This window comes from Novosphingobium guangzhouense (genome assembly GCF_002896965.1).
Classification (GTDB): domain Bacteria; phylum Pseudomonadota; class Alphaproteobacteria; order Sphingomonadales; family Sphingomonadaceae; genus Novosphingobium; species Novosphingobium guangzhouense.
This window is the reverse complement of sequence record NZ_LYMM01000051.1, coordinates 141,489-164,932: the sequence shown is the minus strand read 5'-3', so window position 1 is coordinate 164,932 and position 23,444 is coordinate 141,489. Positions and strand designations below refer to the sequence as shown.

Here is a 23,444-nt window from a genome sequence, read left to right as displayed (position 1 = left end):
GCAATCGGTTGGATGGTAGGTTTTCTCACTCCCATTGGGCGGTGAGATCCGCCCACGCGGTCGCCTCTGCGGTTACCAGTTCTTCGAAACCTGCCGCCGGAACTTGTGCCCATCCATTGTTGGGCCAGTGGTGGTCCGTTGAAGCAAGCACCGTAGTCCGGGGCTGAAGCTGGGCAAGGAAGTTTGCCGAGGGTTCTTCGCGCCATTTGCGCAATGCCGCGATGTCAGCGGTGGCAAGCATCGTGTCCGGTGCCCCTGCTGCTGCTTCGGCGACCATCGTGCCTTTGAAATCATAGGCCGTTGATGCGGGGGCATCAGGATGTCCGCCGATATTGGCGGAGGCGAGATAGACCATATTCTCGAACGCGCGCACGGATCTTGCGTGGAGCGCGCCCGGACGCTGGAGATAGTCTATGTGCGGTGCCGCGGCGATCGGATTGACGATGACTTCCGCGCCTTTAAGCGCCAGCGAGCGGCAGACTTCCGGCCAGTGCAACTCTGCACCGATGGTGGCGCCCAGGCGGCCGATTCTGGTGCTCACCACGGGATGGAAGGCTTCAGGACCGAATGCGTCTACAAAACGGTCGTGCACATCCGTCGGGCTGGTGCGCAAGGAGAGCGAGTATCCCTTGCGATGCGCAAGGATGACACCGTCGTCAGGGCCCACGATGACGCACGAGAGGAAATAGCGGCCGGGAAACGCGGTATGGCGCTCAGGCACTTGTACCGCGATCCATGTACCGGTCCGCTGAGCGACGGCAGCGATGGCATCGATTTCCTTGCCTGACAGATCAAAGGCCGCGTCGTGCCAGGCATCGGACGATACCATGGCATAGCCCGTAAGGCCGAACTGGGGAAAAACGACCAGCTTCGCGCCATGATCCCCGACCGAGCGCTCGGTTGCCGCGATGCACTGCGCAATGTTGCTGTCGATCGCATCACGAACGATGGTGCCGTTCGAGAAAACGCATTGCGGCGTCGTGGCGCATGCAGCGATCACATAGGGCGCGGGTGGGGCATGTCGCATGGCTTGGTCTCCCTCGGCAGGTGTGCAGCGCTGAATCCACACACCTTTGGCTGTTGCGCGGCGAGATATCGTCATTTCCGCGTTCAAGATCGGAAAAGAAGCGCTGTTTTCTCGCCTGCCGGAGAGCATTCGCCTTGGCATGTAGCGCCATGCGGTTCGGGTATGGCTCATTGCAATCTACTGATTGGAGCCGGCACCGCACGCCCGGCATCATCCGCCTTTCAGCACAGGGGATCAGCGATGGGTGTTCAGGATCAGGAAGCCGGTAAATCCGGGCGCGGCGGGCGCGGCGGGCGCGGCGCCGCGAAGATCGTCGGAGGGTTGCTGGCGGCGGTGGCGGTCGTTGCCGTCGGTGGGCTTGGCTCCATGCGTCTTGGGTGGTGGAACCCGAGCTATGAACAGGTCGCTGCCGAGCAGGCGACGGGCCCATCTAAATTCGAGATGGTCGGCGACGTCAAGCTGCACGTCCGCGATGAGGGTCAGGGGCCGGTTATCCTGATGCTGCACAGTTCAATGTCGAACTTGCGGATATGGGACGGTTGGGCCGATCAGTTGAAGGGGTCATACCGCGTGATCCGCTTCGACTGGCCGCCTTACGGACTGTCAGTGGATCCCCGCCCGTCGCAGGGTATGCCATCGGTCGTCGAACTGATCGAACGGTTCGTCAAGCAGAAGGGCCTGGACAAGTTCGTGATTGTTGCAAGCTCTAGCGGAGCGACGATCGCCACCATGTATACGGCGCGCCATCCGGAGCAGGTTCGGGCCTTGGCAGTGTCTACCCTGCCGCTCAAGGCGCCGCCTCCCACCGAAACGTCGAAGCTGGTGTCTTCGATGCTGTGGGTACATGACAACATCGTTCCGAACTATATGCCGGAAGTCTTCTACCGCCATTCGCTGGCCGAACTGTACGGTCGCCCGGAACGGCTGAAGCCCGAAACGGTCCATTGGTACTACATGACCAACAACATCCCCGGTGGCTTCGCACGGGTGAAGACCTATTATCAGGCGAACCAGAAAGCGGTCTGGAAATCCGGCGCGGGCGATGCGGCGGCGGCGGTGAAAGTGCCGGTGCTGTTGCAATGGGGTGACCGCGACATCGTGATCCCCAAGGACCGGGCCGATGATGCGCGGGTGATGTTTGCCAATGCGCCGATGAAGATCATCCATTATCCCGATGTCGGCCACTACCCGATGATCGAATTGCCAGAAGAGACGGGACGCGATCTCAAGGCGTGGATCGACGCGCTTCCCGCTGCGCCTGCTGAGGGGAAATAGGCGCAACGATTGTCCGCACTGCGGGGAGGGGGCGTTAAATTCTGGACCCGGGACAGGGTCCGGGAAACCCTGTCCCTTTCCGTCATACAGCCTGAGGTGGGATCATGGATCTTCGTCAGTTGCGGCATTTCATAGCGGTTGCAGAACTCGGGAATTTTTCACGAGCGGCGGAGCGGGTGTTCCTTACCCAGCCCGCCCTTACGCGCAGCATAAAGACTCTGGAGGACGAGATCGATGCGCGGTTGTTCGACCGCCGTTCGAGCGGCGTCGAACTGACCGCAGCAGGCAGCGCCTTGCTGGAACATGCGCGGCTCATGGTCAATGAGCAGGAGCGTGCGCAGCAGCGGATCGCGCTGGCGAAGCGGGGGCTGGGCGAGGAACTGGTCGCGGCGATCTGTCCCTTGCAGGTTCAGATGGGACTGCGCGGCGTGGTGGCGGAATTTGCGCGCGAACACCCTGACGTTTCCTTGCGGATCGTTGAGGGGCACGTGGACGAAACCGTTCCGGCGCTGATGGACCGCAAGGTCGATCTGGTGTTCACTACGGTCCCTGCAACGACGATGCAGGAAAAGCTGGCCTACGAACGGATCAGGAGCACATCCTGCTCGGTCTATGCCGCGCCGGGACATCCCTTGGCACACCGCAGCGGCATAACGCCGGCCGAACTTTCGCGCTGGTCCTGGGCCATGCTGGATCAGAAGCACTGGCTGGCGGCGATCCGCAATTACTTCGCGGTGGGCAATTCCGGGATGCCGGGCGCCGGGGTCAAGACCAGTTCGGCCTCTTTGATGAAGGCGCTGGTTCTTGAGGAAGGAATGCTTGGTATCCTGCCCGATGTGCTGATGGAAGGGACCGGCGCGGTTGGGCTGGACGTGGAGCGATCACCCAAGCCGCTGCGTGCGGGGTTGCTCTTCCGGGCCGATGCAGAGGTCAAGCGTTCGGCGGAACTCTTCGCTGAAAAGCTGCGCGCCCATCTCGGCCGGCCGGACGCAGAGGAAGGCCGCACGCTGCATCATTTGCCGGTTGCAGTCCGGACAGAAAACCGAACGCACGCCAACTGAAGCGGGATTACGCGAGCCCCGGTTTGACGGACCGGGGCTCGCTTTCGTTCAGGCCGGTTCGCCCGTGGGATCGACGGCGGGGTCGAGCGCGGGGGTTGCGGTTTCTGCCAGGGCCAGTTCCCCGGCATCGAGCTTGTAGAAGCACATCGTTATGAAGGCGCCTGCCATCGCCAGCGCCGGGATCACGGATTCGCACATCATGATCGCCCACTCCGCCCGCAGGCCCTGTGTCCCTGCGGCGCCGCTGGCGGATGAAACATAGCCCATCGCCGAAAGAAACGCACCCAGCGCGGCGAGAGATGCGGCTGAGGACAGTTTGTCGAGCAGGGTGGTGATCCCGGCGAACGCGCCTTCGCGGCGCTCTCCGCTACGCACGAAATCGTAGCGCACGGCATCGGAAAGCAGCGCATAGGCGCACAGGATCATGCCGCCACCGGCAAAGCCGCCGACCAGTGCCCGTGCCCCCACGCCGACGATGCTCTCTCCGGGGCCGGCGAGAAGCCAGGTCAGGTGGTTGGACCCATAGACGGCCAGGGCGATCATGTAGCATGCCTTGCGGCCAAGGCGGCGTGAACCGAAGACCCAGGCGGGCATCGACACGACCATGGCGACCGTTGAAAGCATGAAATAGGTGCCCAGCGTGGCGTCGCTGACCTTCAGCACCACGCGGGTGAAGTAGGCAAGGGTGGCCGATCCGATCACAGTGCCGAACAGCAGGAAAACGTGCGCGATGGCCAGGATCTGGAACGGCTTGTTGGCCCATACGAGCACCAGCTGACGCCACAGCTGGAAGCGGCCGCGCGATTTCAGCGCGGCCTCGGCGCTGGGGGCCGTGCGCGGCGCATCGCGCAGCAGGCGGACCGCTGCGGTGGTGGCCACGAAGACGATGATCCCGACCAGCACTGCAAGGATGATATGGCTTTGCCGCCCGGGACCGATCATGCCCAGCAGCCAGGTCGGCAGGGTGGAGCCCAGCAGCGTGCCGATGGCGTTGCCATAAGTGCGCCAGGCCATGAGGCGTGCGCGCTCGTCAGGGTCGGTGGAGCTTTCGACCACCATGGCGAAGCCGGGGATCGTCATCAGCGTGTAGCCTGAGGCGTGGATGACCAGCGCCAGCGTGACGAAGGCTTCCGTCAGCAGCACCGAGCCCACGTCCGGCGCACCGAACAGCATGACCACGCCCAGCGGCATCGCCAGTCCGCCCGCGAACAGGAACGGCAGGCGGCGGCCCCACTTCGATTGGAAGCGATCGCTCCACGCACCCACCGTGGGATCGAGGAAACCGTCGTAGATCTTCACGAGCGCGAAGATAAGTCCTGCGGTCCCGGCTGAGATTGCCAGACTGTCGGTCATGAACCGCAGGCCGAGTACGGTCACCACGTTCTGCCCCGCCGCATGGGCAAGAGGGATCAGGAGCGAGCCTATCCTGATCGACCATGCTTGCGAACTCGCGGCACTTCCATGGGCCGCCGTACCTGATCCTGTTGCCACACCGTTCTCCGTGCCGTTCTTTGTGGTCGTGCCTGAGAGCGAAGAACACGGGCGGCAGCAGCGATGGCCTAATGCCGTTTCCTTATATGGCCGCAGGGTGGATGGCGCGGATCAGAACGCGCTCAACAGGCTGCCGAGGCCGGGGCGCGTGTCGGATATTCCGCAAGCGCGCAGGGCGTGCCAGTATGTTGCAGTGTTGATGGCGATGACCGGCTTGCCCAGCGTGCCTTCACATTCGGCCGCAAGGTCCACCATGGAAAGGTTGGTGCCCACCTGCACGATGGCATCCACATCGTCGCCGTCCAGTTCGGCGATGACGTCGTGCAGCGTTTCCGGCTCCACTTTCGCGATGTCGGTCCAGCGGCGGCATTGCAGGGCGCGGTCGCGCCTGACCGTAAAACCCGATTCTTCAAGGAAGCGGCGGACTTCGGCATTGGCCACCGGGTAGTAGGGCGAGACGAAGCTGACCGACTTCGCCCCCACCGCCGTCAGTGCGGCGGCGATCGCTTCGGCCCCGGTGGTCGCGCCCACGCCGGCTTCCGCCTCGATCTGCGCCTTGAAGCGGCGAGAGCCTTCGACGCCGCCGTAGAATGTCACCGCCGACATGCCGAGCACCAGATAGCCAGGGCGGCAGGTCATGACCGAGCGCACCGCATCCAGCGTATTCTCGGCAATGGCAGTGGTGCCGGCGATGAAATCGTCGTTCGATAGCGCGACCGGGTCTTCTACGTGGATGCGCGAGAGGTGGTTGGTGACGCCGGGCGGACGCATCCGTTCCATGTCGGGTTGCACGACCGTGTTGGTCGATGGGGCGATCACCCCCAGCAACTTGCGCCAGCCCAGAACGTCGGTCACCGTCGCTTTCCTCAGCGCCGCATCAGGCGGATGGGGAGCGCGTCGGTCACTCCGGCATCCAGCCGGGCGAGGGCTTTGGGACTGGGCTTGCCGGTGGCGAAGGCATCAAGGAACAGGCCCGCCACCGCATTCGCGTGCGAAAGGCCATCCAGCTGCATTGGTCCGGGCTGGCTGAAATCGCAGATGGCGCCGCCGAAGTAGTGGTTCACCCCCTCCAGCACGAGGCCGTAGCGGTTTCCGCCGGGCTTGGCGGAATCGAAGGCGGCAAGGTGCGCGCGCCAGCCTTCGGCATCACTTGGGGTCATGCCGGGCAGCAGGTCGATAGTGCCCGTCTGGATCAGCGCGGGGACGGCAAGTGCGCCGTAGCCCTCTGCGGTCATCATCACCGGGATTGTCGGCGGGGGCGAGAATGCCACCACGCTTGTCGCAAGGCGCGGCACCAGCGGGCCTTCGAGCCCCTCGGGGATGACACCCGCTGCGCCGCCAAGGACGGTGGCGATCAGGCCGCCATAGCTGTGGCCCATGGCGATGAACGGCGCATCCCCGAGGTGCGCGATCAGGGTGCGCATATCCTCGATCCGGCATCGCCAGCTGGCAAGGCCCTTGTATTCGGCTGTGCGCGGGTGCTGTGCGGAATCGACATGCAGAGGGGCGAGCACGCGGTAGCCCGAGGCCAGCAGCGGCTGGAGGATGCGGTCGTAATACCAGGGCGCCGACATTGCACCGTGAGAGAACAGGATCGTCCCGCGCTTGCCGCTGGTGCCCGCCCATTCGCTGATCGAGATGACGCGCCCACCGGGGCCGGTCAGTTCGAACGAGCGCCGTTCAGGCATCGGTGCGGCGACGACGTTGCGCGATGCGGCGCCCGCACAGGCGGCAGTGGCGCTGAGCAATGCGCTGGCAAGAAGGGTGCGGCGTGAAAGGGATGTCGACATGCGCATCGTTCCGGTGGTTTCCGAGATCGGAATGACCTCGATCAAGCGGCCATGCAATGCGCTGGCCGCGCCGGATACAACCGGCAGGCGAGGGCATGTCCGCTCTGTGGAGTTGATCACTGCAAGATTGATTCTGCCGGGGCGGGGCATGAGCCTGCCGCATCGGCTTATGCGTTCTGCGCCGCAAATCTGGCGATTGCCGGGATTTTGATCGTCATGCGGAGATATGCGCCCGGCTGCTGAGGCCATGCATGGGGCCGCACGTAGCCTTGGTGCAAATTCCAGGGGAACATCCATGCCGATAGAAATCAACGGTCTCATCAACCACAACATGGCCTCCGAACTGTCGCCGGTGCCGGTCTCGCACTACGATATCGATGCCATCGTGAAGCTGGCCAAAGTGCAGGAAGCGGCGGGCTATGACCGCGTGCTGATCGCCAATGCGGCGACGATGCCGGACAACTTCACCACCGCCGCCTATGTCGGCGCCGTTACAGAGCGGCTGGGCGTGATGCTGGCCCACCGCCCCGGCTTCATCGCGCCGACCATGGCCGCGCGGATGCTGGCGACGCTTGATCGGTTGCTTGGCGGGCGGCTGGGCGTCCATATCATCACTGGCGCCAGCGACATCGAGATGCAGTGCGACGGTGACTTCCACACCAAGGAAGAACGTTACGACCGCAGCATTGAATACATCGATATTCTACGCCGCATCTGGGCGAGTGAGAGCCCGGTAGATCACGATGGCAAGTGGTATCGCTTCAACGGCGGCTATGCTGAGATCAAGCCTTTGAACGGGACGATCCCGGTGTTCTTCGGCGGTATGTCGCCGATGGCAATTGCTACGGGGGCGGCCTGCGCGGACGTTTTCGCGACGCTGAGCGACACCGTGGCGGGCATGACCGAAGTGGTGCAGAAAGTGAGCGCCGCTGCGCAGCCGCTGGGGCGCAAGCCCGACTTCCTCGTCTCGCTGCGCCTCGTCGTCGGTGAGAGCGAGGACAAGGCGTGGGCGCAGGCTGCCGATCTCAAGGCCCGCATCGCCGCGCTGGAGGACAAGGCGGAGAAGAACAAGGTCGCCGCCAGTGCTGCAGGTTTCGCGCGCACCGCCGAACTCGCAGGCAAGGGCGAGCGGCTGGAGAAGTGCTTCTGGAACGGCATCAACGAGATCCGTGGCGCGCACAGCAACAGTGGCACCCTTGTCGGCGATCCTGACCAGTTGGTCGAGGCGATCATGGATTACTGGGATGCAGGCGTGCACAAGTTCATCCTGCGCGGCTACGACCCGATCGGGGACGCCGAGATCATCGGTCGTGACATCATTCCCGCCCTGCGCCGCAAGGTTGCCGAGCGTGAAGCCTCGATGGAGGTGCAGTGATGGCTTTCGAAGTCGTCGGCCTCCACTTCTTCGCGGATTCGTCCGAGGCTCATCCGGTACGCGGAGTCTATGACCCGCAATTCCTGCGTGATTACGCCGTGGCGCATGAGGAGGCGGGTTTCGATCGTGTCCTCGTCGGGCAGACGGCGACATGGCCTGATCCGCTGTCGACCGCCGCGCATATCGCGGCGGTGACCAAGACGCTGAAGTTCATGGTCGCGCACCGTCCCGGTTTCATCGCGCCGACCATGGCCGCGCGCATGTTCGCGACGCTTGATCAGGCCAGCGATGGGCGCGCGGGCATCCATATCATCACCGGCGCGAGCGACGTTGAGACGCAGGCAGACGGCGATTATCTGACCAAGGAGCAGCGCTACCACCGCAGCCGCGAATACGTGGAGATCCTGCGCCGCATGTGGTCGAGCGATGCGCCCTTCGACCATGCGGGCGAATGGTATCGCTTCAACGGTGCCTTCGCGCTGGTGAAGCCGGTGCAGGATCAGATTCCGGTGTTCTGGGCGGGGAATTCCGATGCGGCGGTGCAGATGGGGGCGCAAGTCTGCGACGTCTACGCGATCGGCCCCGCGACGCTTGCCGATACCGGCGCGACGATCACCCGGTTCAAACAGGAAGCGGCGCGGCACGGACGCAATCCCGATGTGTCGATGTCGATGCGCGTAATCGTAGCCGATACCGAAGACGCGGCGTGGGAGAAGGCGGAGCGCTTGCTGGGCACGGTGATGGACCACATGGCCAGTGGCAAGCAGATCGGCCGCGACAAGGGGGACAACGATCCCGGCACCCTGGCGTTGAAGCGACAGGCTGCCATGGGCGAACGTCTGGATGAACGCCTGTGGACCGGCATGACCCGCGCCACCGAGGGGCGGCTCCACGCGACCGCGCTGGTGGGCACACCGGATCAGGTCGCGGCGGCGCTGGAGAAGTATCACGCCATCGGCGTCGATCGCTTCCTGCTGAACGGCTTCTACACGATCGACGACGTGCGGCTGTTTGGCGAGGGGCTGGTGCCCGTTCTGCGCCGCCGCATCGCGGGCGCAGTCTGAACAAGTGGGCTGGCGGCAAGTCGCCGGTCCACCATCGCCGCCAGTCGTCAAGCGAAAGATTTATTTATATCTGATAAGATTTGAATAATGCTCACCTGCCGAACATTTATTCGTGAATTGTTGTTGCTATCATCGTGTGAATTAGCTTGGGGCTATCTGAGGCGAATATCCATAAAATTAAACATATCAAGGGGAAGTCGGTAATGATGAGGTCTGTTTCATCTTCGGTAAGTCTTGTAGTAATCGGTATGATGTTGTGCAGTACATCGGCCAATGCGCAAGTTTCTCCCGATGACGAAGTTTCTTCCAATGCGATCATCGTGACGGCCAAGAGCCGCAAGGAGACGCTGCAGGAAGTTCCGCTCGCCATTACCGCCCTTACCAGCGATGATCTGGCCAGCGCGCAGATCCGCGACGTGCGCGATCTTCAGAAGGTTACGCCGAACCTCAGCCTGTTCGCGGGTTCGGGTCGTAACGATCCTTCGGCCTATTCACTGCGCGGTCTTGCGCCCAATACCTCGGACGAGCGCTACCAGGGCATTTCGGTGTTCATCGACGGCGTGGCACTGTCGGGCCAGCTCGCGTCGCTCGACCTTGAGAACCTGCAGCGTGTCGAGGTTATCAAGGGACCGCAGAGCGCCAACTTCGGCCGCGCCACATATAGCGGCGCGATCAACTACGTCACCGTCGATCCCTCGGGCGACGAAGTCACCGGCTTCGTGAAGGCGCGCGGCAGCCTGATGAATTCGGCACCGGATGCCAGCTACTACTTCGGCGGTACGATAACCGCGCCTTTGGTGAAGGACGCTCTCTGGGCTTCGGTCGCGGGCTCCGTGTTCCAGAACGGCGCCATCGCCAAGTCGCGCGACGGCGGCGCGCCGATCGGGCGCGAGCGCACGCAAGCGGTTTCCGGTACGCTCTATTTCAAGCCCGATCCCACGTTCTCCATCAAGCTGCGCGGCATGTACCAGCATGATCGGGACTCGGTGGCCGCACAGGTGGTTGAACAGCCGCGTGAATGGTTGCAGTCCGGCATTGCTACCGCCCCCTTCGCACGCGGCAACGGTTCGTTCTTTCCCAAGTACCTGCCCGATCCGGACATCGACAATATCGGCACCAGCGGCGCGGACGGCTATGCGCGTGATCGCTACTTCGCCAGCGCCGTCGTCACCAAGATGTTCGGCGATTACGAGCTGAGCTACCGCGGCGGCTACGTCAATGAATCGCGCACGGCTGATGCGCCCAATGCCCCGCGCGCCAGCGGCGTGGGCCAGGACAAGGTGTTTGGGGATGCGCTTGCCAACGATGAGGTGACACTGCGCGCCGCGTCGCTCGGGACGTTCCCGTCTTACGAGAAGTTCACCAATACCAGCCACCAGTTGATGCTGCTTTCGCCCGGAGACAAGCCGCTGCGCTGGCGCGTGGGCGCCTATTATTTCTGGGAACGCGACGACACGGGCTTTTCTTCCTTCGCCACGGCGGCGAACCCGTCTGGCCGTACCCGCGACGACCGGTTGGAAAACCGCGCAATCTTCGGTGGGCTGGACTGGGATTTCACCCAGCAGCTGACCCTCAGCCTCGAAGGGCGCTACGCGCGTGAACGGATCTTCGCGCCCGCGTGCCCCGATTGCGCCTTTTACCCGACTGCGACAGATTACTCGCAAGTATCCAAGGACTTCTCGCCCCGCGTGACGGTCAGTTACAAGGCGACGCCGCAGAACATGCTCTATGCGTTGTTCTCAAAGGGCGTGAAAAGCGCGCGCGCCGGTTATGTGACGGTGGGCGGTGTCACCCAGCCTGTCTACGCCGACCCAGAAAAGCTCTATAACTACGAAATCGGCAGCAAGAACAGCTTCTTTGGCGGCGCGCTGACACTGAACCTTGCCGGTTTCTATGACGAAGTGAAGGACCAGCAGCTGGTCAGCACGCTGGAGCGCACCATCGATGGCCAGACCGTGACGGTTTCTGCGGTTGGCAACGTAGGTTCCTCGCGCATTCTCGGCTTCGAGGCGGAAAGCAACTGGCGCGTGACCCCGCAGCTGACGCTGCGCGGCTCGGTTGGCTATGCGAAGCAGGAATTCACCAATAAAACGCCGATCCTCATCAGTTCGGGCTCGACGGCGGGCTTCCCGGTCACGGCCGATGGTTCGGTGGTGCTTGATGGGCTGACACAGGCCAACGTGCCCTACTGGAACGGCTTCGTCGGCGGCGAGTACCAGCTTCCTGAAGTGGGCGGGTTCCAGCCCAGCCTGCGCGTCGACGGCAGCTATCGCGGCAGCTACTACGCCACGCTGTCGAACACGGTGAAGGTGCGTTCGGCCTGGACGGTCGATGCGCGGCTTAACCTGACGAGCGACATGATCGATTTCGCGCTGTTTGGCCGCAACATCCTGAACAACCAGCGCGCAACCGGTTCGGGCCTTGCGGGGGCGACCGCAAGCTGCATGTTCATCGAACGCGACACCGCGACCTATGGCACGAACCAGCAATGCCTCTACGCATCGGCGCCGCGTCCGCCCGAATTCGGCATGGAAGCCACGTTGCGCTTCTGACCTGTTCCTGGAGGGGAGGGAAAGGCCGGGTGAGCAATCGCCCGGCCTTTTTCGTGCGCCGGAAAAGCAAAAGGCCGAAACTCGCAAGGAGTCCCAGCCTTTCGGTATCAGGTTGGTGCGGGCGTTACGCCTTCCAGCTATCCATAATCTCACTGCCCGTCGCGAACCACACGTCAGGGCGGGCGGCCAGCGTTTCCAGCAGCGTTTCCAGCGAGCCGATGCGATAGGGCAGGGCCATGATGTAGGGCGTCAGCTGCAGTGGCAGCATGCGGCCCCCGCCTTCGCGCGCGGCTTCTGCAGTCAGCCAGTCTGCCGCGTCTAGCATCTGCTCCACGTAGCTGTCGGCGGAGTGCTGCTGCACGGTGATGATCTGGCGGTCGGAAAGTTCGTGGTTGAGCGGAATGTTGACCAGTTCGCCCGCCTCGGTGGTCATCACGTAGGGCAGTTCGTCATTCACCCAGTCGCAGCAATATTCCACGCCCGCTTCGGCCAGAAGGCGCGGGGTCGCGAAGCTTTGCGAACGCGCGATCGAATGCCAGCCGCGCGGGCGGGTGCCGGTGGCCTTTTCCAGCGCATCGAAAGACTTTGCGATCAGCGCGCGCTCCTCGTCTTCGGGCAGGCCGGAGGCGATGGTGCCGTTCATGTCGGTCGAGTGCGCGATGATTTCATGCCCCGCCGCAACCACGTCCGCCACCAGCGAGGGGTAGCGCTCCGCGATGGCGGCATTGGTGGCGAAGGAGGCTTTCACGCCCGCCTTCGCAAACGCGTCGAGCAGGCGGTATACGCCCACGCGCGAACCGTATTCGCGGGATGTGTAGTGGCGATAGTCCGGATAGGCCGTCTGCATGTGTCCGGGCGCGCGGAACGGCTTGTCGGTCGGAATGATCGGGAACCATTCTAGGCTGACGACCGGCCATACCGCCAGTGCCTTGCCGCCGGGCCATGCCACGGGCGGGCGTTCGCGCATCGGCGACCAGGTGTAGAGATCGTGGTCGTAGCCTTCGCGGCGGCGCGGGTATTCGAGATAGGTGGGGTCGAGGCTCATGCGGCGTCTCCCACGGTCTTGATCCAGTGGTCTGCGATATCGCCCGAACGGGTGATCCACGCGCGGTCGTCTGCGGCGATGTGGCGCAGGACTTCCTCGAAGGGGCCGATGCGGTGCGGCTGGCCGATCAGGTACGAGTGCAGCGGAATGCACATGACCGTGCCCGAAGGCTCGGCGGCAAGGCGCTCGTACTGACGGATCAGCGTGTCGGCGTATTCGCGCGGGCTCATGTTGTAGACGAAGAAGCCGTAATGGTCGTTGACTTCAAGGCTGTAGGGCATCGAGATCAGGCGCCCGCTTGCGGTGTTCACCGGCATCGGCTGGTCGTCGTGATAGAGATCGCAAGTATAGGTCAGGCCATATTCCGCGATCAGGTCCAGCGTGCGCGGTGTGTGGGTGAGGGCGGGGGCCAGCCAGCCCTTGATCGTCTGCCCAGTGGCGTCGCGCACGGTGCGGATCGAATCCTCGATGATGGCGCGCTCATGCGCCTCGTCCATCCCGTAGGAATAGCGGGTGTTGTAGATGCCGTGGCTGAAGAACTCCCAGCCCCTCTGATTGGCATCCTCGACCACGCGCGGGTGGTGCTGGCACAGCGCTACCGACAGCGAGACGGAACCTGGGAAGCCGTGCTTGGTCATCACGTCCGCCATGCGCCAGTGGCTGACGCGGTTGGCGTGGTCGCGGTGGGAATAGCCCACGACGTCCGGGTGCGGCTTCGCCCACGATTTGCGGTGCGGGTTGGCGGGGGGATCAAGCTCGTAGAATTCGAGATTGGGCGAAACCCACACCGCCACCTTCTTGCCGTCGGGCCAGGCGAAGGGCTTGCGCCCGCGATAGGGGGTGTAGTCGTACAGGCCCGGATCGGCTTGCCCTTCGCGCATCAGCGGGCCTCCAGCCAGTCGATCACGGTCTGCACCGGCTCGACGTCGGCGTACTTCAGCTGCAGGTCGGTCAGGTTGGCGAAGTGGTAGCTTTCATGCTTGTCCGCGCAAGTCTCGATCGGGACGATGGTGCGGTAGCCGCGGCTGAGAGAATCCACCGCCGTTGCGCGGATGCAGCCCGAGGTGGAGCCGCCGGTGATCACCACGGTATCGACCTTGTGCCATATCAGCAGGCTCTGCAGCGGCGTCTCGAAGAAGGCCGAGGGCATGCGCTTGGTATAGATCATGTCCTCGGCCGCGATTTCGCAGCGATCGTCGAAGGCGTGGCGGCGGCTTTCGTACTTGATGTTCTGGAGCGAGTCCGGCGTATTGGTGCGCGTGCCCCAGACCCCGGCGTCGCTGGCATCCTCGGCATAGGCCACATGCGTCCAGATCACCGGCATGCCCTTCGCGCGGGCCAGGGCGGAGATCGTGTTGGTGTACTCGATCTGGCGCGGGTCCGTCTCGTAAGCGGTCTTGAACTCGTCGATCCGGGTATAGGCGTTCTGGAAGTCGACGTTGACGATCGCCAGCTTCTCGCCGAAACCGAACTTGGTGCGGGCGGGGTTGGCCATCACCTGCTCGAAGAGTTCGCGCGCGGTCTTGTCCTCACGGATCATGCGCGTGCCGACGATCTCACTCATTCTCGTGCTCCATTATCTGGCTACATGGCCCCACGGGGGAAGAGGTGCGCCCGATCGGGTCGTTGCCATAGGAGGGCCGGGCCGATTGTTCGCGACGCGAACACTGCCGCGCTCTCGCTCCTCGCGGACCTTGCGATTGCTGATTTGTACTGTAGATATACCAAAATGACAGTCAAGACGGAACGCGACATGATTCAGGAAGGCGGCCTTCCTCTCTCGGGCATCAAGGTGGTCGAGTTCTCCCATATGGTGATGGGGCCCTCCACAGGTGTCGTTATGGCCGACCTGGGTGCCGTTGTGGTCAAGGTCGAGCCCATCGGCGGAGACCGTACGCGTAAGCTGCTTGGCTCGGGCGCCGGCTACTTCCCGATGTACAACCGGAACAAGCAGAGCATCGCCATCGATCTCAAGTCGCCCGAGGGCGTTGCCGCCGCCAAGCGGCTGGTCGACCAGGCGGACGTGCTGATCGAGAACTTCCGCCCCGGCGCGCTCGCCAAGCTGGGCCTCGGCCCCGACGATTTTGCGCAAAGCAACCCCGGCCTCATCTACTATTCCGCCAAGGGATTCCTGACCGGCCCTTACGAAAAGCGCGCGGCGCTTGACGAAGTGGCGCAGATGATGGGCGGCCTTGCCTACATGACCGGCCCAAGCGGCCGCCCGCTTCGCGCGGGCGCCTCGGTGATCGACGTGACCGGCGGCATGTTCGGCGTGATCGGCATCCTTGCCGCGCTGGAGCAGCGCCACCGCACCGGCAAAGGCGCGGTCGTGCGCTCCTCGCTTTACGAAACGACCGCGTTCCTCGTCGGCCAACACATCGCGCAGCTTGCCGTCACCGGTAACGCCGCGCGCCCGATGCCTGAGCGGATTTCGGCCTGGGCGATCTACGACGTGTTCGAAACGGCGCGCCCTGAGGAGCAGGTCTTCATCGGCGTCGTCAGTGACGGCCAATGGCAGGCGTTCACGAAAACCTTCGGGCTGGACGATCTTGCAGCAGACCCGGCGCTGGCGGAGAACAACGCCCGCGTCCTCGCCCGCGAAACGCTGCTGCCGCGCGTGCGCGAACTGGCCAGGGGCTTCACGCGCGAAGACCTGCTGGCGAAGCTGGAGGAAAGCGGCGTCGCGTTCGCGCCGATCGCCCGCCCGCAGGACTTGCTGGAAGACGCGCACCTCAACGCCAACGGTGCGCTGGTGGACCTGACGCTGACCGACGGCCGCTCGGTGCGCCTGCCTGCGCTGCCGGTCGAGATCGACGGCGCGCTGCCCGGCGTGCGCCATGACCTTCGCGCGCCCGGCGAGGACAGCGAGGATGTGCTCGGCGGCTGGGGCTTCGGCGCGGACGAAATCGAAGCACTGCTCGCTTCGGGTGCGATCGAGGGGCTGCGTGCACCGGCGGACAGCGCTGCGAAATGACCGGCGCGGCTGACGGCGGGCCACTGACGCTTGCCGAAAAGATCTGGAGCGCGCATCGCGTCACCACGCTGGAAAGCGGCGCGGAAGTCATCGCCATCGACCGCTTGCTCCTGCACGAGCGGACCGGAGGCGTCGCGCTGAAATCGCTGGAGGAAGCGGGCCGCACGGTCATGCATCCCTCGCGCGTGTTCGCGACGATGGACCATATCGTCGACACTTTCCCCGGCCGCACCGACAAGACGCTGATGCCCACCGGCACCGCGTTCATCGTCTCCACGCGCGAAAGTGCGAAGCGCCATGGGATCACCCTGTTCGACATCGACGATCCCCGGCAGGGCATCGTGCACGTCGTCTCGCCCGAGCAGGGGATCATCCTGCCCGGCGCGATCCTCGTCTGCCCGGACAGCCATACTTGCACACAAGGGGCCTTTGGCGGCCTTGCCTGGGGCATCGGTTCGTCCGAGGCGGAGCATGTACTGGCGACGATGACGCTGCGCATGAACCGTCCGCCTGATATGCGTATCACCGTGGACGGCGTGCTGCGCGAAGGCGTCACCGCCAAAGATCTGGCGCTGCACCTGATCGCCGCGCTCGGCTCGAACGGGGCCAAGGGCCACATCATCGAGTTTGCAGGGAGCGCCGTGAGCGCGCTCGACATGGAAGCGCGCATGACGCTGTGCAACATGGCGACCGAGATGGCCTGCGCAGGCGCGGTGATCGCGCCGGATGACAAGACTTTCGACTGGCTCGAAGGGCGTCCCTACGCGCCCAAGGGCAAGGTTCGCGAGCAGGCGATCGCTGCATGGCGCGCGCTCTATAGCGATGAGGGCGCGGTCTTCGCGACCGAGCATCGTTTCGATGCCGCGCAGGTCCGCACGATGGTGACCTGGGGCAACAGCCCGCAGCACGCCGCGCCGCTGGGTGCGCCGGTCCCGGTCGATGCATTGAGCAAGGCCGACCAGCAGCGCGCGGTTGACTACATGGCCGTCACACCCGGTCAGCCCGTTGCCGGCTTGCCGATCGACGCGGCTTTCATCGGTTCCTGCACCAACAGCCGCATTTCCGACCTGCGCCGCGCCGCCGCGATCCTCAAGGGGCGCAAGGTGGCGGATGGCGTCAAGGCGATCTGCGTACCCGGCTCCACCCAGGTCAAGGCCGCCGCCGAGGCCGAGGGGCTGCATGAAGTCTTCCTCGACGCCGGGTTCGAATGGCGCGAGGCGGGCTGCTCGATGTGCTTCTTTGCAGGCGGGGAAAGTTTTGCCCCCGAAGCGCGCGTGATCAGTTCCACCAACCGCAATTTCGAAAGCCGGCAAGGGCCGAACACGCGCACCCATCTGGCCTCGCCCGAGACGGTGGCGGCCTCGGCCATCGCCGGGCGAATCGCTCCAGTCTCGGAGATCGCGGCATGACCCCGCTCGTCACGCTTGAATCCAAGGCGGTGCCGCTGCTGCGCGACAACATCGATACCGACGCGATCATCCCCTCTCGCGAGATGCGCTCGGTATCGAAGGACGGCCTTGCCGACGGGCTTTTTGCGGGATGGCGCTATACTGCCATTGGCGGGCGCGATATTGATCCGACCTTCGTGCTCAACCAGCCCGAGAGCAAAGGTGCCGAAATCCTGTTGGGCGGCTCCAACTTCGGCTGCGGGTCCAGCCGTGAACATGCGGTTTGGGCGCTCGCCGAATACGGCTTCCGTGTCGTTATCGCGCCGTCGTTCAGCCCGATCTTCCAGGGCAACTGCATCCGCAACGGTATCGCCCCGATCGTCCTTCCGCGTGATACGGTCGAGACTATCGCGGCGGGTTTCGCGGATGGCACGCCTGTCATGATCGACATGCCGTCATGCGAAGTTCGCATGGGCCTTGCGGTCTTCCGCTTCTCCATGGAGGACGAGGCGCGCACGATGCTGATCGAAGGCGCGGATGCCATCGAACTCACCTTGCGCCATCGTACCGAGATCGAAAGCTTCTTCGCTCGCGACGCTGCCGTGCGCCCGTGGATATATCTGGCGGACTGACAATCAGCCGCGATTTCCGCTTGCCATTTGATATATTATTATATCAATATCGGTGAAAGGGCCCCTCGGGGCCGAAAAGGATTGAGGGCTCATGACACTCCTGCGCTGCGCCACCCATACCGTCAGCAATGTTGCCGAAGTGGCCGAACGCTATACGCGCTGGCTCGATTACTCGGTAGTCGAGCAGGGCGTCGTCAGCGATGATCTTGCTGCGCTGTGGCAGGCGCCGGCCAGCGCGGGCAAAGGTTATGTGCTGATGCGCCCGGCTTCGGGTTCGGACGTGTTCCTGCGCTTCGTCGAGGGTGACGTGGTGCCGGACTATGCGCCGATCCGCACATACGGCTGGGCCGCGATCGAAATCTGCGTCACCGATGTGGAGGCCGTGAACGAGCGTATGCTCGCCTCGCCCGATTTTGAGGTGATCGGCCCACCCAAGCCGCTCGACGGGTTCCCCACGGTTAAGCCGATGCAGGTACGCGGGCCGGATCTGGAGACGGTCTACCTCACCGAAATCCGCGTCAACGGCGCGGAGCATGGGTTGCCGACGCCGCGCTCGCTGGTGGACCGGCCGTTCATCCTCGTCCTCGCCTGTTCTGACCTTCAGGCGTCGATCGACTGGGTGCGTGATGTGCTGGGCTTCGACATGATCGATCCCGTCTCGATCCACTATTCCATGATCTCGCTCGCCTTCGACCTGCCGGAAGGCGAGAAGGTAGCGCTCGTCACCGCGAAGTACGAGGGCGAGACCTTCCTCGAACTCGACCAGTATCCGCAGGCCGCGACGGCGCGCCCGCAAATCGAAGGCGCGCTGCCGCCGGGCGTGTCGATCTGCACCATCAACGTGCCCGACTTCGCTCGCCTCGAAGGGCACTGGGCGGTGTGTCCGGAAGTTCGCGAAGGGCCGCTCTACAACGGCGCGAAGGTAGGTCTGCTGCGCATGCCCGATGGCGCGCTGCTGGAAGTGATCGAAGGCGGTCGCGTCCTCTGAAGCCCATATCCTGACGGGGGAATGCCATGACGATCGTGAAGCGCGGGTTCGCCGATGTTGCGCACGGCCAGATTCATTACCGCCATGCCGGTAACCAGAGCGGCGCAAACGAAGACCTGCCGCTTGTCATGCTCCACGCATCGCCGGGCAGTTCGCGCCAACTGGTGCGGCTGATCGAGGATATGGGCGCTACGCGTCGGGTGATTGCGCCCGATACCCCCGGCAACGGCGACAGCCCCACTCTCGCGCGGGAAGAAACCACCGTTGTGCGGCTGGCCGAGGCCATGCTCGGCTTCCTCGACGCGATGGGGCTGGATCGGGTGGATCTTTACGGTTCGCACACCGGCGCTTGCATCGCAACGGAGCTGGCAATTCTTGCGCCGGATCGCGTGCGCGGCGTGGTGCTTGACGGGGTCAGCACATTCACGCCCGAGGAGCTGGAAGACATCCTCGCCAATTACGCCTTCCCGTTCGAGCCGGACATCAACGGCGCCTATCTGGTCAACCTGTTCCAGTTCTGCCGCGATCAGTACATGTTCTTCCCGTGGTACAACCGCACCCGCGCCGGTCGCCGTGACAACGGCATGGGTGCGCCTGCCGACCTTCATGCCTGGGCGACCGAGGTGATGAAGGCGCACGATACCTATCATTTCAACTACCGCGCCGCCTTCCGCTGGAACGGTTTCGACCGCCTGCCCCTGCTCGAGCGTCCGGCGCTGCTGCTGGCGGGTGAGAACGACCCGCTGATAGACCAGACGCGTGAACTGTCCGCCGTGGTGCCCACCGGCAGCTACGTCGAACTGGCGCGCTTCGACGATCCCGCCTTCGCCTCAGGTCGCCTCAGCGCGATGCAGGCTTTCTTCGCATCCGCCCAATAAGAGAGAGAACAACACCGTGATCGGCGCATCGCTTCTTGTCCTGCTGCACGTCCTCATCCCCGTCTACTGGCTCGGCGGCGACCTTGGGGCCTTCTATGGCTCCACCTTCATGGTCGATCCCAAGCGCTCCGTTGCAGAGCGGATGATGGCGCTCAAGATTCTCAACAACATCGACATGGCGCCGCGTACCGCGCTGATCATGGCCTTCCCGACCGGCTTCACGCTGGTGTGGCAGCGCGGCTGGGTGGAGATCGCCGACGCATGGGTGGTCGCAGCCTGGATCGTGGGCCTTGCCTGGCTGGCACTGGCGTGGATTGTCCACCTCAAGCACGGCCCCGCAGGCGCCGCATACAAGACGATCGACCTTGCGATCCGCTACATCGTCGTCTTCGCACTCTGGGCAACCGCAATGCTGGCGCTTTCCAAGGAGATCGAGCTGCCGCTGTTCATCGCGCTCAAGTGTCTGGTGCTCGGCACCTGCGTCGCGCTTGGCCTGCTGGTGCGTCGGCAGCTGGTGCCGCTGTTCGGTGCCATCGTGCAGATGCGCGACCACGGCCCCACGCCCGAGAGCGACCGCGTGATCGCGCAGGTCAACGGCCGCGCGCGGATCAGCGTCATCACCATCTGGGTGCTGGTTCTGACCGCCAGCTTCCTTGGCATCGCAACGCCCGTCTAAGCCCCCCTTTCAAGGAGAGAGACCATGCAACAGCACCGGAGAATCACAGGCAAGATCCTCTACACCTCACGCAAGCCCGGCCGCGAAGGCCAGGAGCGCGGGCGCGAGAATTTCGTGTTCACGGTTCACGGCGATGGCAAGCGATCCATGCGCGCGATCTGCGAGATCGACGAGCCGGCGCCGACGGTTCTCCGCGACATCACGTATTCGCTCGACGAAAACGACATGCCGATGGACTGCTTCGTGCGCCTCACCATTGGCGATGAGTTCATGGGTTCGGGCCTGTTCATGATCCGCGACGGGTATGTCGAGTGTGAGAGCTACGGCCCCTCGATCGGACGCCTGTCACAGAGGATGAAGATCGAAGGCGAGTTCGATGGCTTCGGCACGCACCCGATCGCGGGCGATGCCTATATCACCAAGAAGATGGACCGTTCGCTTGGTGCCCACACCCGTTCGTTCCGTACCTTCCTGCCCTCGCCCGACCATCGCGGGGCGACGCCGCCGATGATTTCGGAAGTGAACATCCACCTTGCCTATGTGGGTGAGGAGACGGTGACAGTGAAGGCAGGCACCTTCGACTGCTTCCATTACAAGTTCACCGATCCGGACGGGGGCATGGCCACCACCAACGGCGGCCATCCCGACTATGACGTGTGGGTGACGGCAGACGACGATGCTGTCTTCGTGCAGGGCGGCGTCGGTGGCTACATGCAGACCTGGTACGAACTGGTCGAGTTCGAGCGCAGCTGATCGGGTTCGGGGCGCGGCGGCTGTGAGGCCCCGCGCCCCGCCGGCCGTCGGCCTCAGTACGCCGGAGCATCCTCCAGCGGGCGCAGCCATGCAGCGGGCGTTCCTTCCGGCACTACAGGCGCATAGGCCGCGCCGATGGGCAGCGGCTGGAGATCGTCGGACCACTGGTTCACCACCCTGTTCGAGCCCGGCGAACGCATGATCTGCAGGAACCCGGTTTCCGAAACATGCGGCCCGTGGACGATGCCCGGCGGACGGAAGAAGTAGGCCCCCTGCCGCATACGGCCTTCGGGCGCCCACATCTCGCCCTGAAGCATGAAGGCTTCCTCACAGTGATGGTGCGCCTCGGTGGGGAGGTGGCTTTCCTTGGGCACGCCATGCGGCAGGCCGGTCAGCAGGAAGGTGCGCCCGCTGTCGTTCGGGCCGAGCCGCAACACCTTACGGGCAAGGCGCAGGTGGCCCAGCTTCGGATCATAGGTCGAGGTATCCCAGGGCATCCGCGCAGTGTCGATGGCGATGGCCTCGGCGCGTCCAGACAGCGTGTTAGGATCGTCGAGCGCATGGCGGAACACCAGTAGTGTCGCCCCATGTTCTGAGGAAATAACGCCCGACCCGGAGCCCTGCGGGACGAAGCCGTAAGCGTGGCGCGCGCAGGCAAGCCCGTCCAATTCTGCATCGCCATCCAGCACGAAATACTCGAAGGCAGGCTCTCCCGCCGTGCGCGGCCCGGACACAATGCCGGGCGGCAGACGCACGATCAGCGTGGCATCGGTGCTCAGCGGATCGTGGCTGAGCAGCTTCTCCAGAGCGCCATCCGGCCGCGTGCGCCAGTCGACGTTCTGGGTCTGGATGAATTCGATGTGCGGCCGCGGCATCTTCGTCTCAGCCCAGTTCCAGGGCGCCGGGGTTCATGCGCAGGTCCGGGTCCAGCGTGCGCTTCACCCCTTCCAGCAAGGCCCGCGATTCCGGTCGCAGGATCGAGGCATAGGGGTACGTCCGCCCGATCTGGTTCGATGCGGCACCGTGAAGGGCGAACACGGCGACGATCTCCTGCCGCAGCCGCATGACGAGCGCCCGCGCCGCCTCATTTGCCGGCGGGCGGGGGAGATCGCGTAGCGCCTTTGCGCTCAGGGTAGCTTCATGCATCGGCAACCATTCGTCGTGCCAGTTGAACACCGGCTCGTAGCTGAAGGCATGGTTGCCCATGATCGTTATCAGGCGCGACACGACCACGCCGTTTTCGCGGAGCGCTTCGGCGTTGTCCGTCAACAATTGTTCCAGATCGTCCACTAGCGCCTTGGCCTGGCTGTGCGGCACCTTGCCGTTGAGCGCGACCCAGCGGTCCCCTGTCGCTCCCAGAACCGCATCGAGCGGCGAAAACATCTCTGCTCGCCCGGCCCTGGGGATGGAGTTGGGCAGTTCCCTGCCGCCCAGCTTCGCGGCGATCTGGCGCGCGGCGGCTATGTCCTCTTCCACGCTGGCGCGGCTGCGACCGGCAAGGACGAGGTGGAGCGAGAAGCAGCCGTCGTCGATGAAGTCGCGCCCTGCCAGCGCCAGTTTCGCCCCCGCCTTGAGGCCGCGCAGCAAACCTTGTTCCTGCGCTACGACCTTGCCCAGCGTCTTCACGTCACGGATCAGGTCGGACGGTGCGGCAAGCGCCTGACGCGTCTTGTCCGGGTCCATGACATAGGCGTCCTCTGCCAGCTCGGCGCGTCCGATCTCGCAGATCGCGGCGATGGCGGCGTCGCGGTCCGGGAAGCCGAACGAGAGGAAGTCGGTGTGCGCCGGTTTGCGGATCATGCGCAGGCTGGCCTTGCACTTGATCCCCAGCGCGCCCGCATCGTGGATGAACAGGCCGGTGGTGTCCGGGCCGAAGCTGCGCAGGAAAGGCTTGGGCGCATTCGCCACGGCCTTCTGCCCGGTGTGGACGACCTCACCGCCCGCCGTCACCACTTCCAGCCCCAGCACGATGTCCGCCGAAGTGCCGTAGCGCGCGGTGCCAAGGAACAGCGCGCCGTTGGACAGCCCTCCGCCCACCGTTGCGCCCCGGCCCGAGAACGTGCCGAAGAACGGCAGGCGCAGTCCCTGTTCCTGCAGCGCTTCGTAGAGCTGAAGCCACGTCACGCCCGGCTCCACGGTGACGACCATGTCTTCTTCGTCAATGGAAAGGATGCGGTTCATGCGCCGCAGGTCCACCGCAACCCAGTCGTCCGTGCTGCCGACATAGCCAGCCACATAGGTCAGGCCACCACCGCGCGGCATCAGCGGCAGCCCGGTGGGCGCGATTCGGCGCACCGCCTCGACCAGCTGCTCCTGATTTTCCGGCCGGATCACCAGACGGCACCGCCCGGCACGGGCCAGCAGATCGGAAGAGTGCAACGTGATCGCCGCATCGTCCGTCAGCAGGCCGTCGGGGCCAAGGATGGCGGCCAGATCGCGTTCCAGCGCGTCGTCGGCCATGATTGCGGCTGCCAT

22 protein-coding genes are annotated in these 23,444 nt (G+C 64.2%); 13 read left to right on the top strand and 9 right to left on the bottom strand.

Going from position 1 to position 23,444, the window contains the following annotated elements; genetic code table 11:
• Window positions 1–25: 25 nt before the first annotated feature.
• Complete coding sequence (locus A8V01_RS18765; RefSeq protein WP_170065988.1) at window positions 26–1,027, bottom strand: nitrilase-related carbon-nitrogen hydrolase; 1,002 nt, start codon at window positions 1,025–1,027, stop codon at window positions 26–28.
• 240 nt (window positions 1,028–1,267) lie between these two features.
• On the opposite strand from A8V01_RS18765, the gene A8V01_RS18760 reads away from it, so the two are divergent.
• Together A8V01_RS18760 and A8V01_RS18755 are read left to right on the top strand one after the other, a co-directional pair.
• Window positions 1,268–2,302 (top strand): alpha/beta fold hydrolase, encoded by a 1,035-nt coding sequence (locus tag A8V01_RS18760; RefSeq protein ID WP_245892720.1) that lies wholly within the window; start codon window positions 1,268–1,270, stop codon window positions 2,300–2,302.
• 104 nt (window positions 2,303–2,406) lie between these two features.
• Window positions 2,407–3,363: a LysR family transcriptional regulator gene (locus tag A8V01_RS18755; protein WP_103097822.1), complete on the top strand. Its 957-nt coding sequence runs from the start codon at window positions 2,407–2,409 to the stop codon at window positions 3,361–3,363.
• Between the two features lie 48 nt (window positions 3,364–3,411).
• On the opposite strand, the gene A8V01_RS18750 is transcribed toward A8V01_RS18755, so the two are convergent.
• The 3 genes from A8V01_RS18750 to A8V01_RS18740 form a co-directional block, all read right to left on the bottom strand.
• Window positions 3,412–4,854: an MFS transporter gene (locus A8V01_RS18750; protein ID WP_245892719.1), complete on the bottom strand. Its 1,443-nt coding sequence runs from the start codon at window positions 4,852–4,854 to the stop codon at window positions 3,412–3,414.
• Window positions 4,855–4,965: 111 nt separating this feature from the next.
• The gene (locus tag A8V01_RS18745; RefSeq protein ID WP_103097819.1) at window positions 4,966–5,709 is read right to left on the bottom strand and encodes a maleate cis-trans isomerase family protein; all 744 of its coding nucleotides are present in this window, start codon (window positions 5,707–5,709) and stop codon (window positions 4,966–4,968) included.
• 11 nt (window positions 5,710–5,720) lie between these two features.
• Entirely contained in the window at window positions 5,721–6,644 is a 924-nt protein-coding gene (locus tag A8V01_RS18740) for an alpha/beta fold hydrolase (RefSeq protein WP_103097911.1), read from the bottom strand.
• Here A8V01_RS18740 and A8V01_RS28295 point away from each other — a divergent pair.
• From A8V01_RS28295 to A8V01_RS18725, 4 genes are all read left to right on the top strand, one after another.
• The gene (locus A8V01_RS28295) at window positions 6,643–6,855 is read left to right on the top strand and encodes a hypothetical protein (protein ID WP_146037316.1); all 213 of its coding nucleotides are present in this window, start codon (window positions 6,643–6,645) and stop codon (window positions 6,853–6,855) included. The genes A8V01_RS18740 and A8V01_RS28295 overlap by 2 nt on opposite strands.
• An 84-nt stretch (window positions 6,856–6,939) precedes the next feature.
• The gene (locus A8V01_RS18735; protein ID WP_103097817.1) at window positions 6,940–8,019 is read left to right on the top strand and encodes an LLM class flavin-dependent oxidoreductase; all 1,080 of its coding nucleotides are present in this window, start codon (window positions 6,940–6,942) and stop codon (window positions 8,017–8,019) included.
• Window positions 8,019–9,083: an LLM class flavin-dependent oxidoreductase gene (locus A8V01_RS18730; RefSeq protein WP_103097815.1), complete on the top strand. Its 1,065-nt coding sequence runs from the start codon at window positions 8,019–8,021 to the stop codon at window positions 9,081–9,083. Before A8V01_RS18735 ends, A8V01_RS18730 begins: the two co-directional genes overlap by 1 nt.
• Before the next feature lie 248 nt (window positions 9,084–9,331).
• Window positions 9,332–11,635 carry a TonB-dependent receptor gene (locus A8V01_RS18725; protein WP_170065987.1) on the top strand — a complete coding sequence of 768 codons (2,304 nt, stop codon included), beginning with the start codon at window positions 9,332–9,334 and terminating at the stop codon, window positions 11,633–11,635.
• A gap of 124 nt (window positions 11,636–11,759) precedes the next feature.
• Here the strand turns inward: A8V01_RS18725 and A8V01_RS18720 are convergent, their stop codons facing one another.
• The 3 genes from A8V01_RS18720 to A8V01_RS18710 are packed head-to-tail and all read right to left on the bottom strand — an operon-like array spanning window position 11,760 to window position 14,244.
• Entirely contained in the window at window positions 11,760–12,680 is a 921-nt protein-coding gene (locus A8V01_RS18720) for a polysaccharide deacetylase family protein (protein WP_103097811.1), read from the bottom strand.
• The gene (locus A8V01_RS18715; RefSeq protein WP_103097809.1) at window positions 12,677–13,561 is read right to left on the bottom strand and encodes a polysaccharide deacetylase family protein; all 885 of its coding nucleotides are present in this window, start codon (window positions 13,559–13,561) and stop codon (window positions 12,677–12,679) included. The genes A8V01_RS18720 and A8V01_RS18715 overlap by 4 nt, the downstream gene beginning before the upstream one ends.
• Window positions 13,561–14,244: an isochorismatase family protein gene (locus A8V01_RS18710; RefSeq protein WP_211295073.1), complete on the bottom strand. Its 684-nt coding sequence runs from the start codon at window positions 14,242–14,244 to the stop codon at window positions 13,561–13,563. The genes A8V01_RS18715 and A8V01_RS18710 overlap by 1 nt, the downstream gene beginning before the upstream one ends.
• Before the next feature lie 189 nt (window positions 14,245–14,433).
• On the opposite strand from A8V01_RS18710, the gene A8V01_RS18705 reads away from it, so the two are divergent.
• The 7 genes from A8V01_RS18705 (at window position 14,434) to A8V01_RS18675 (ending at window position 20,969) form a co-directional block, all read left to right on the top strand.
• Window positions 14,434–15,654 carry a CaiB/BaiF CoA transferase family protein gene (locus A8V01_RS18705; protein WP_103097909.1) on the top strand — a complete coding sequence of 407 codons (1,221 nt, stop codon included), beginning with the start codon at window positions 14,434–14,436 and terminating at the stop codon, window positions 15,652–15,654.
• Complete coding sequence (locus A8V01_RS18700) at window positions 15,651–17,063, top strand: 3-isopropylmalate dehydratase large subunit (RefSeq protein ID WP_103097807.1); 1,413 nt, start codon at window positions 15,651–15,653, stop codon at window positions 17,061–17,063. The genes A8V01_RS18705 and A8V01_RS18700 overlap by 4 nt, the downstream gene beginning before the upstream one ends.
• Window positions 17,060–17,674: a 3-isopropylmalate dehydratase small subunit gene (gene leuD / locus A8V01_RS18695; RefSeq protein ID WP_103097805.1), complete on the top strand. Its 615-nt coding sequence runs from the start codon at window positions 17,060–17,062 to the stop codon at window positions 17,672–17,674. Before A8V01_RS18700 ends, leuD begins: the two co-directional genes overlap by 4 nt.
• Before the next feature lie 91 nt (window positions 17,675–17,765).
• A complete protein-coding gene (locus tag A8V01_RS18690; protein ID WP_103097804.1) occupies window positions 17,766–18,662 on the top strand; it encodes a VOC family protein in 897 nt (298 codons plus the stop codon).
• A gap of 26 nt (window positions 18,663–18,688) precedes the next feature.
• Window positions 18,689–19,540, top strand: coding sequence for an alpha/beta fold hydrolase (locus A8V01_RS18685; RefSeq protein ID WP_103097802.1), 852 nt, complete (start codon window positions 18,689–18,691; stop codon window positions 19,538–19,540).
• 16 nt (window positions 19,541–19,556) lie between these two features.
• A complete protein-coding gene (locus A8V01_RS18680; protein ID WP_245892718.1) occupies window positions 19,557–20,216 on the top strand; it encodes a hypothetical protein in 660 nt (219 codons plus the stop codon).
• A gap of 24 nt (window positions 20,217–20,240) precedes the next feature.
• Window positions 20,241–20,969: a DUF3108 domain-containing protein gene (locus A8V01_RS18675; RefSeq protein WP_103097800.1), complete on the top strand. Its 729-nt coding sequence runs from the start codon at window positions 20,241–20,243 to the stop codon at window positions 20,967–20,969.
• A gap of 53 nt (window positions 20,970–21,022) precedes the next feature.
• On the opposite strand, the gene A8V01_RS18670 is transcribed toward A8V01_RS18675, so the two are convergent.
• The gene (locus A8V01_RS18670; protein WP_103097798.1) at window positions 21,023–21,844 is read right to left on the bottom strand and encodes a cupin domain-containing protein; all 822 of its coding nucleotides are present in this window, start codon (window positions 21,842–21,844) and stop codon (window positions 21,023–21,025) included.
• A gap of 7 nt (window positions 21,845–21,851) precedes the next feature.
• Entirely contained in the window at window positions 21,852–23,444 is a 1,593-nt protein-coding gene (locus A8V01_RS18665; protein ID WP_245892717.1) for an FAD-binding oxidoreductase, read from the bottom strand.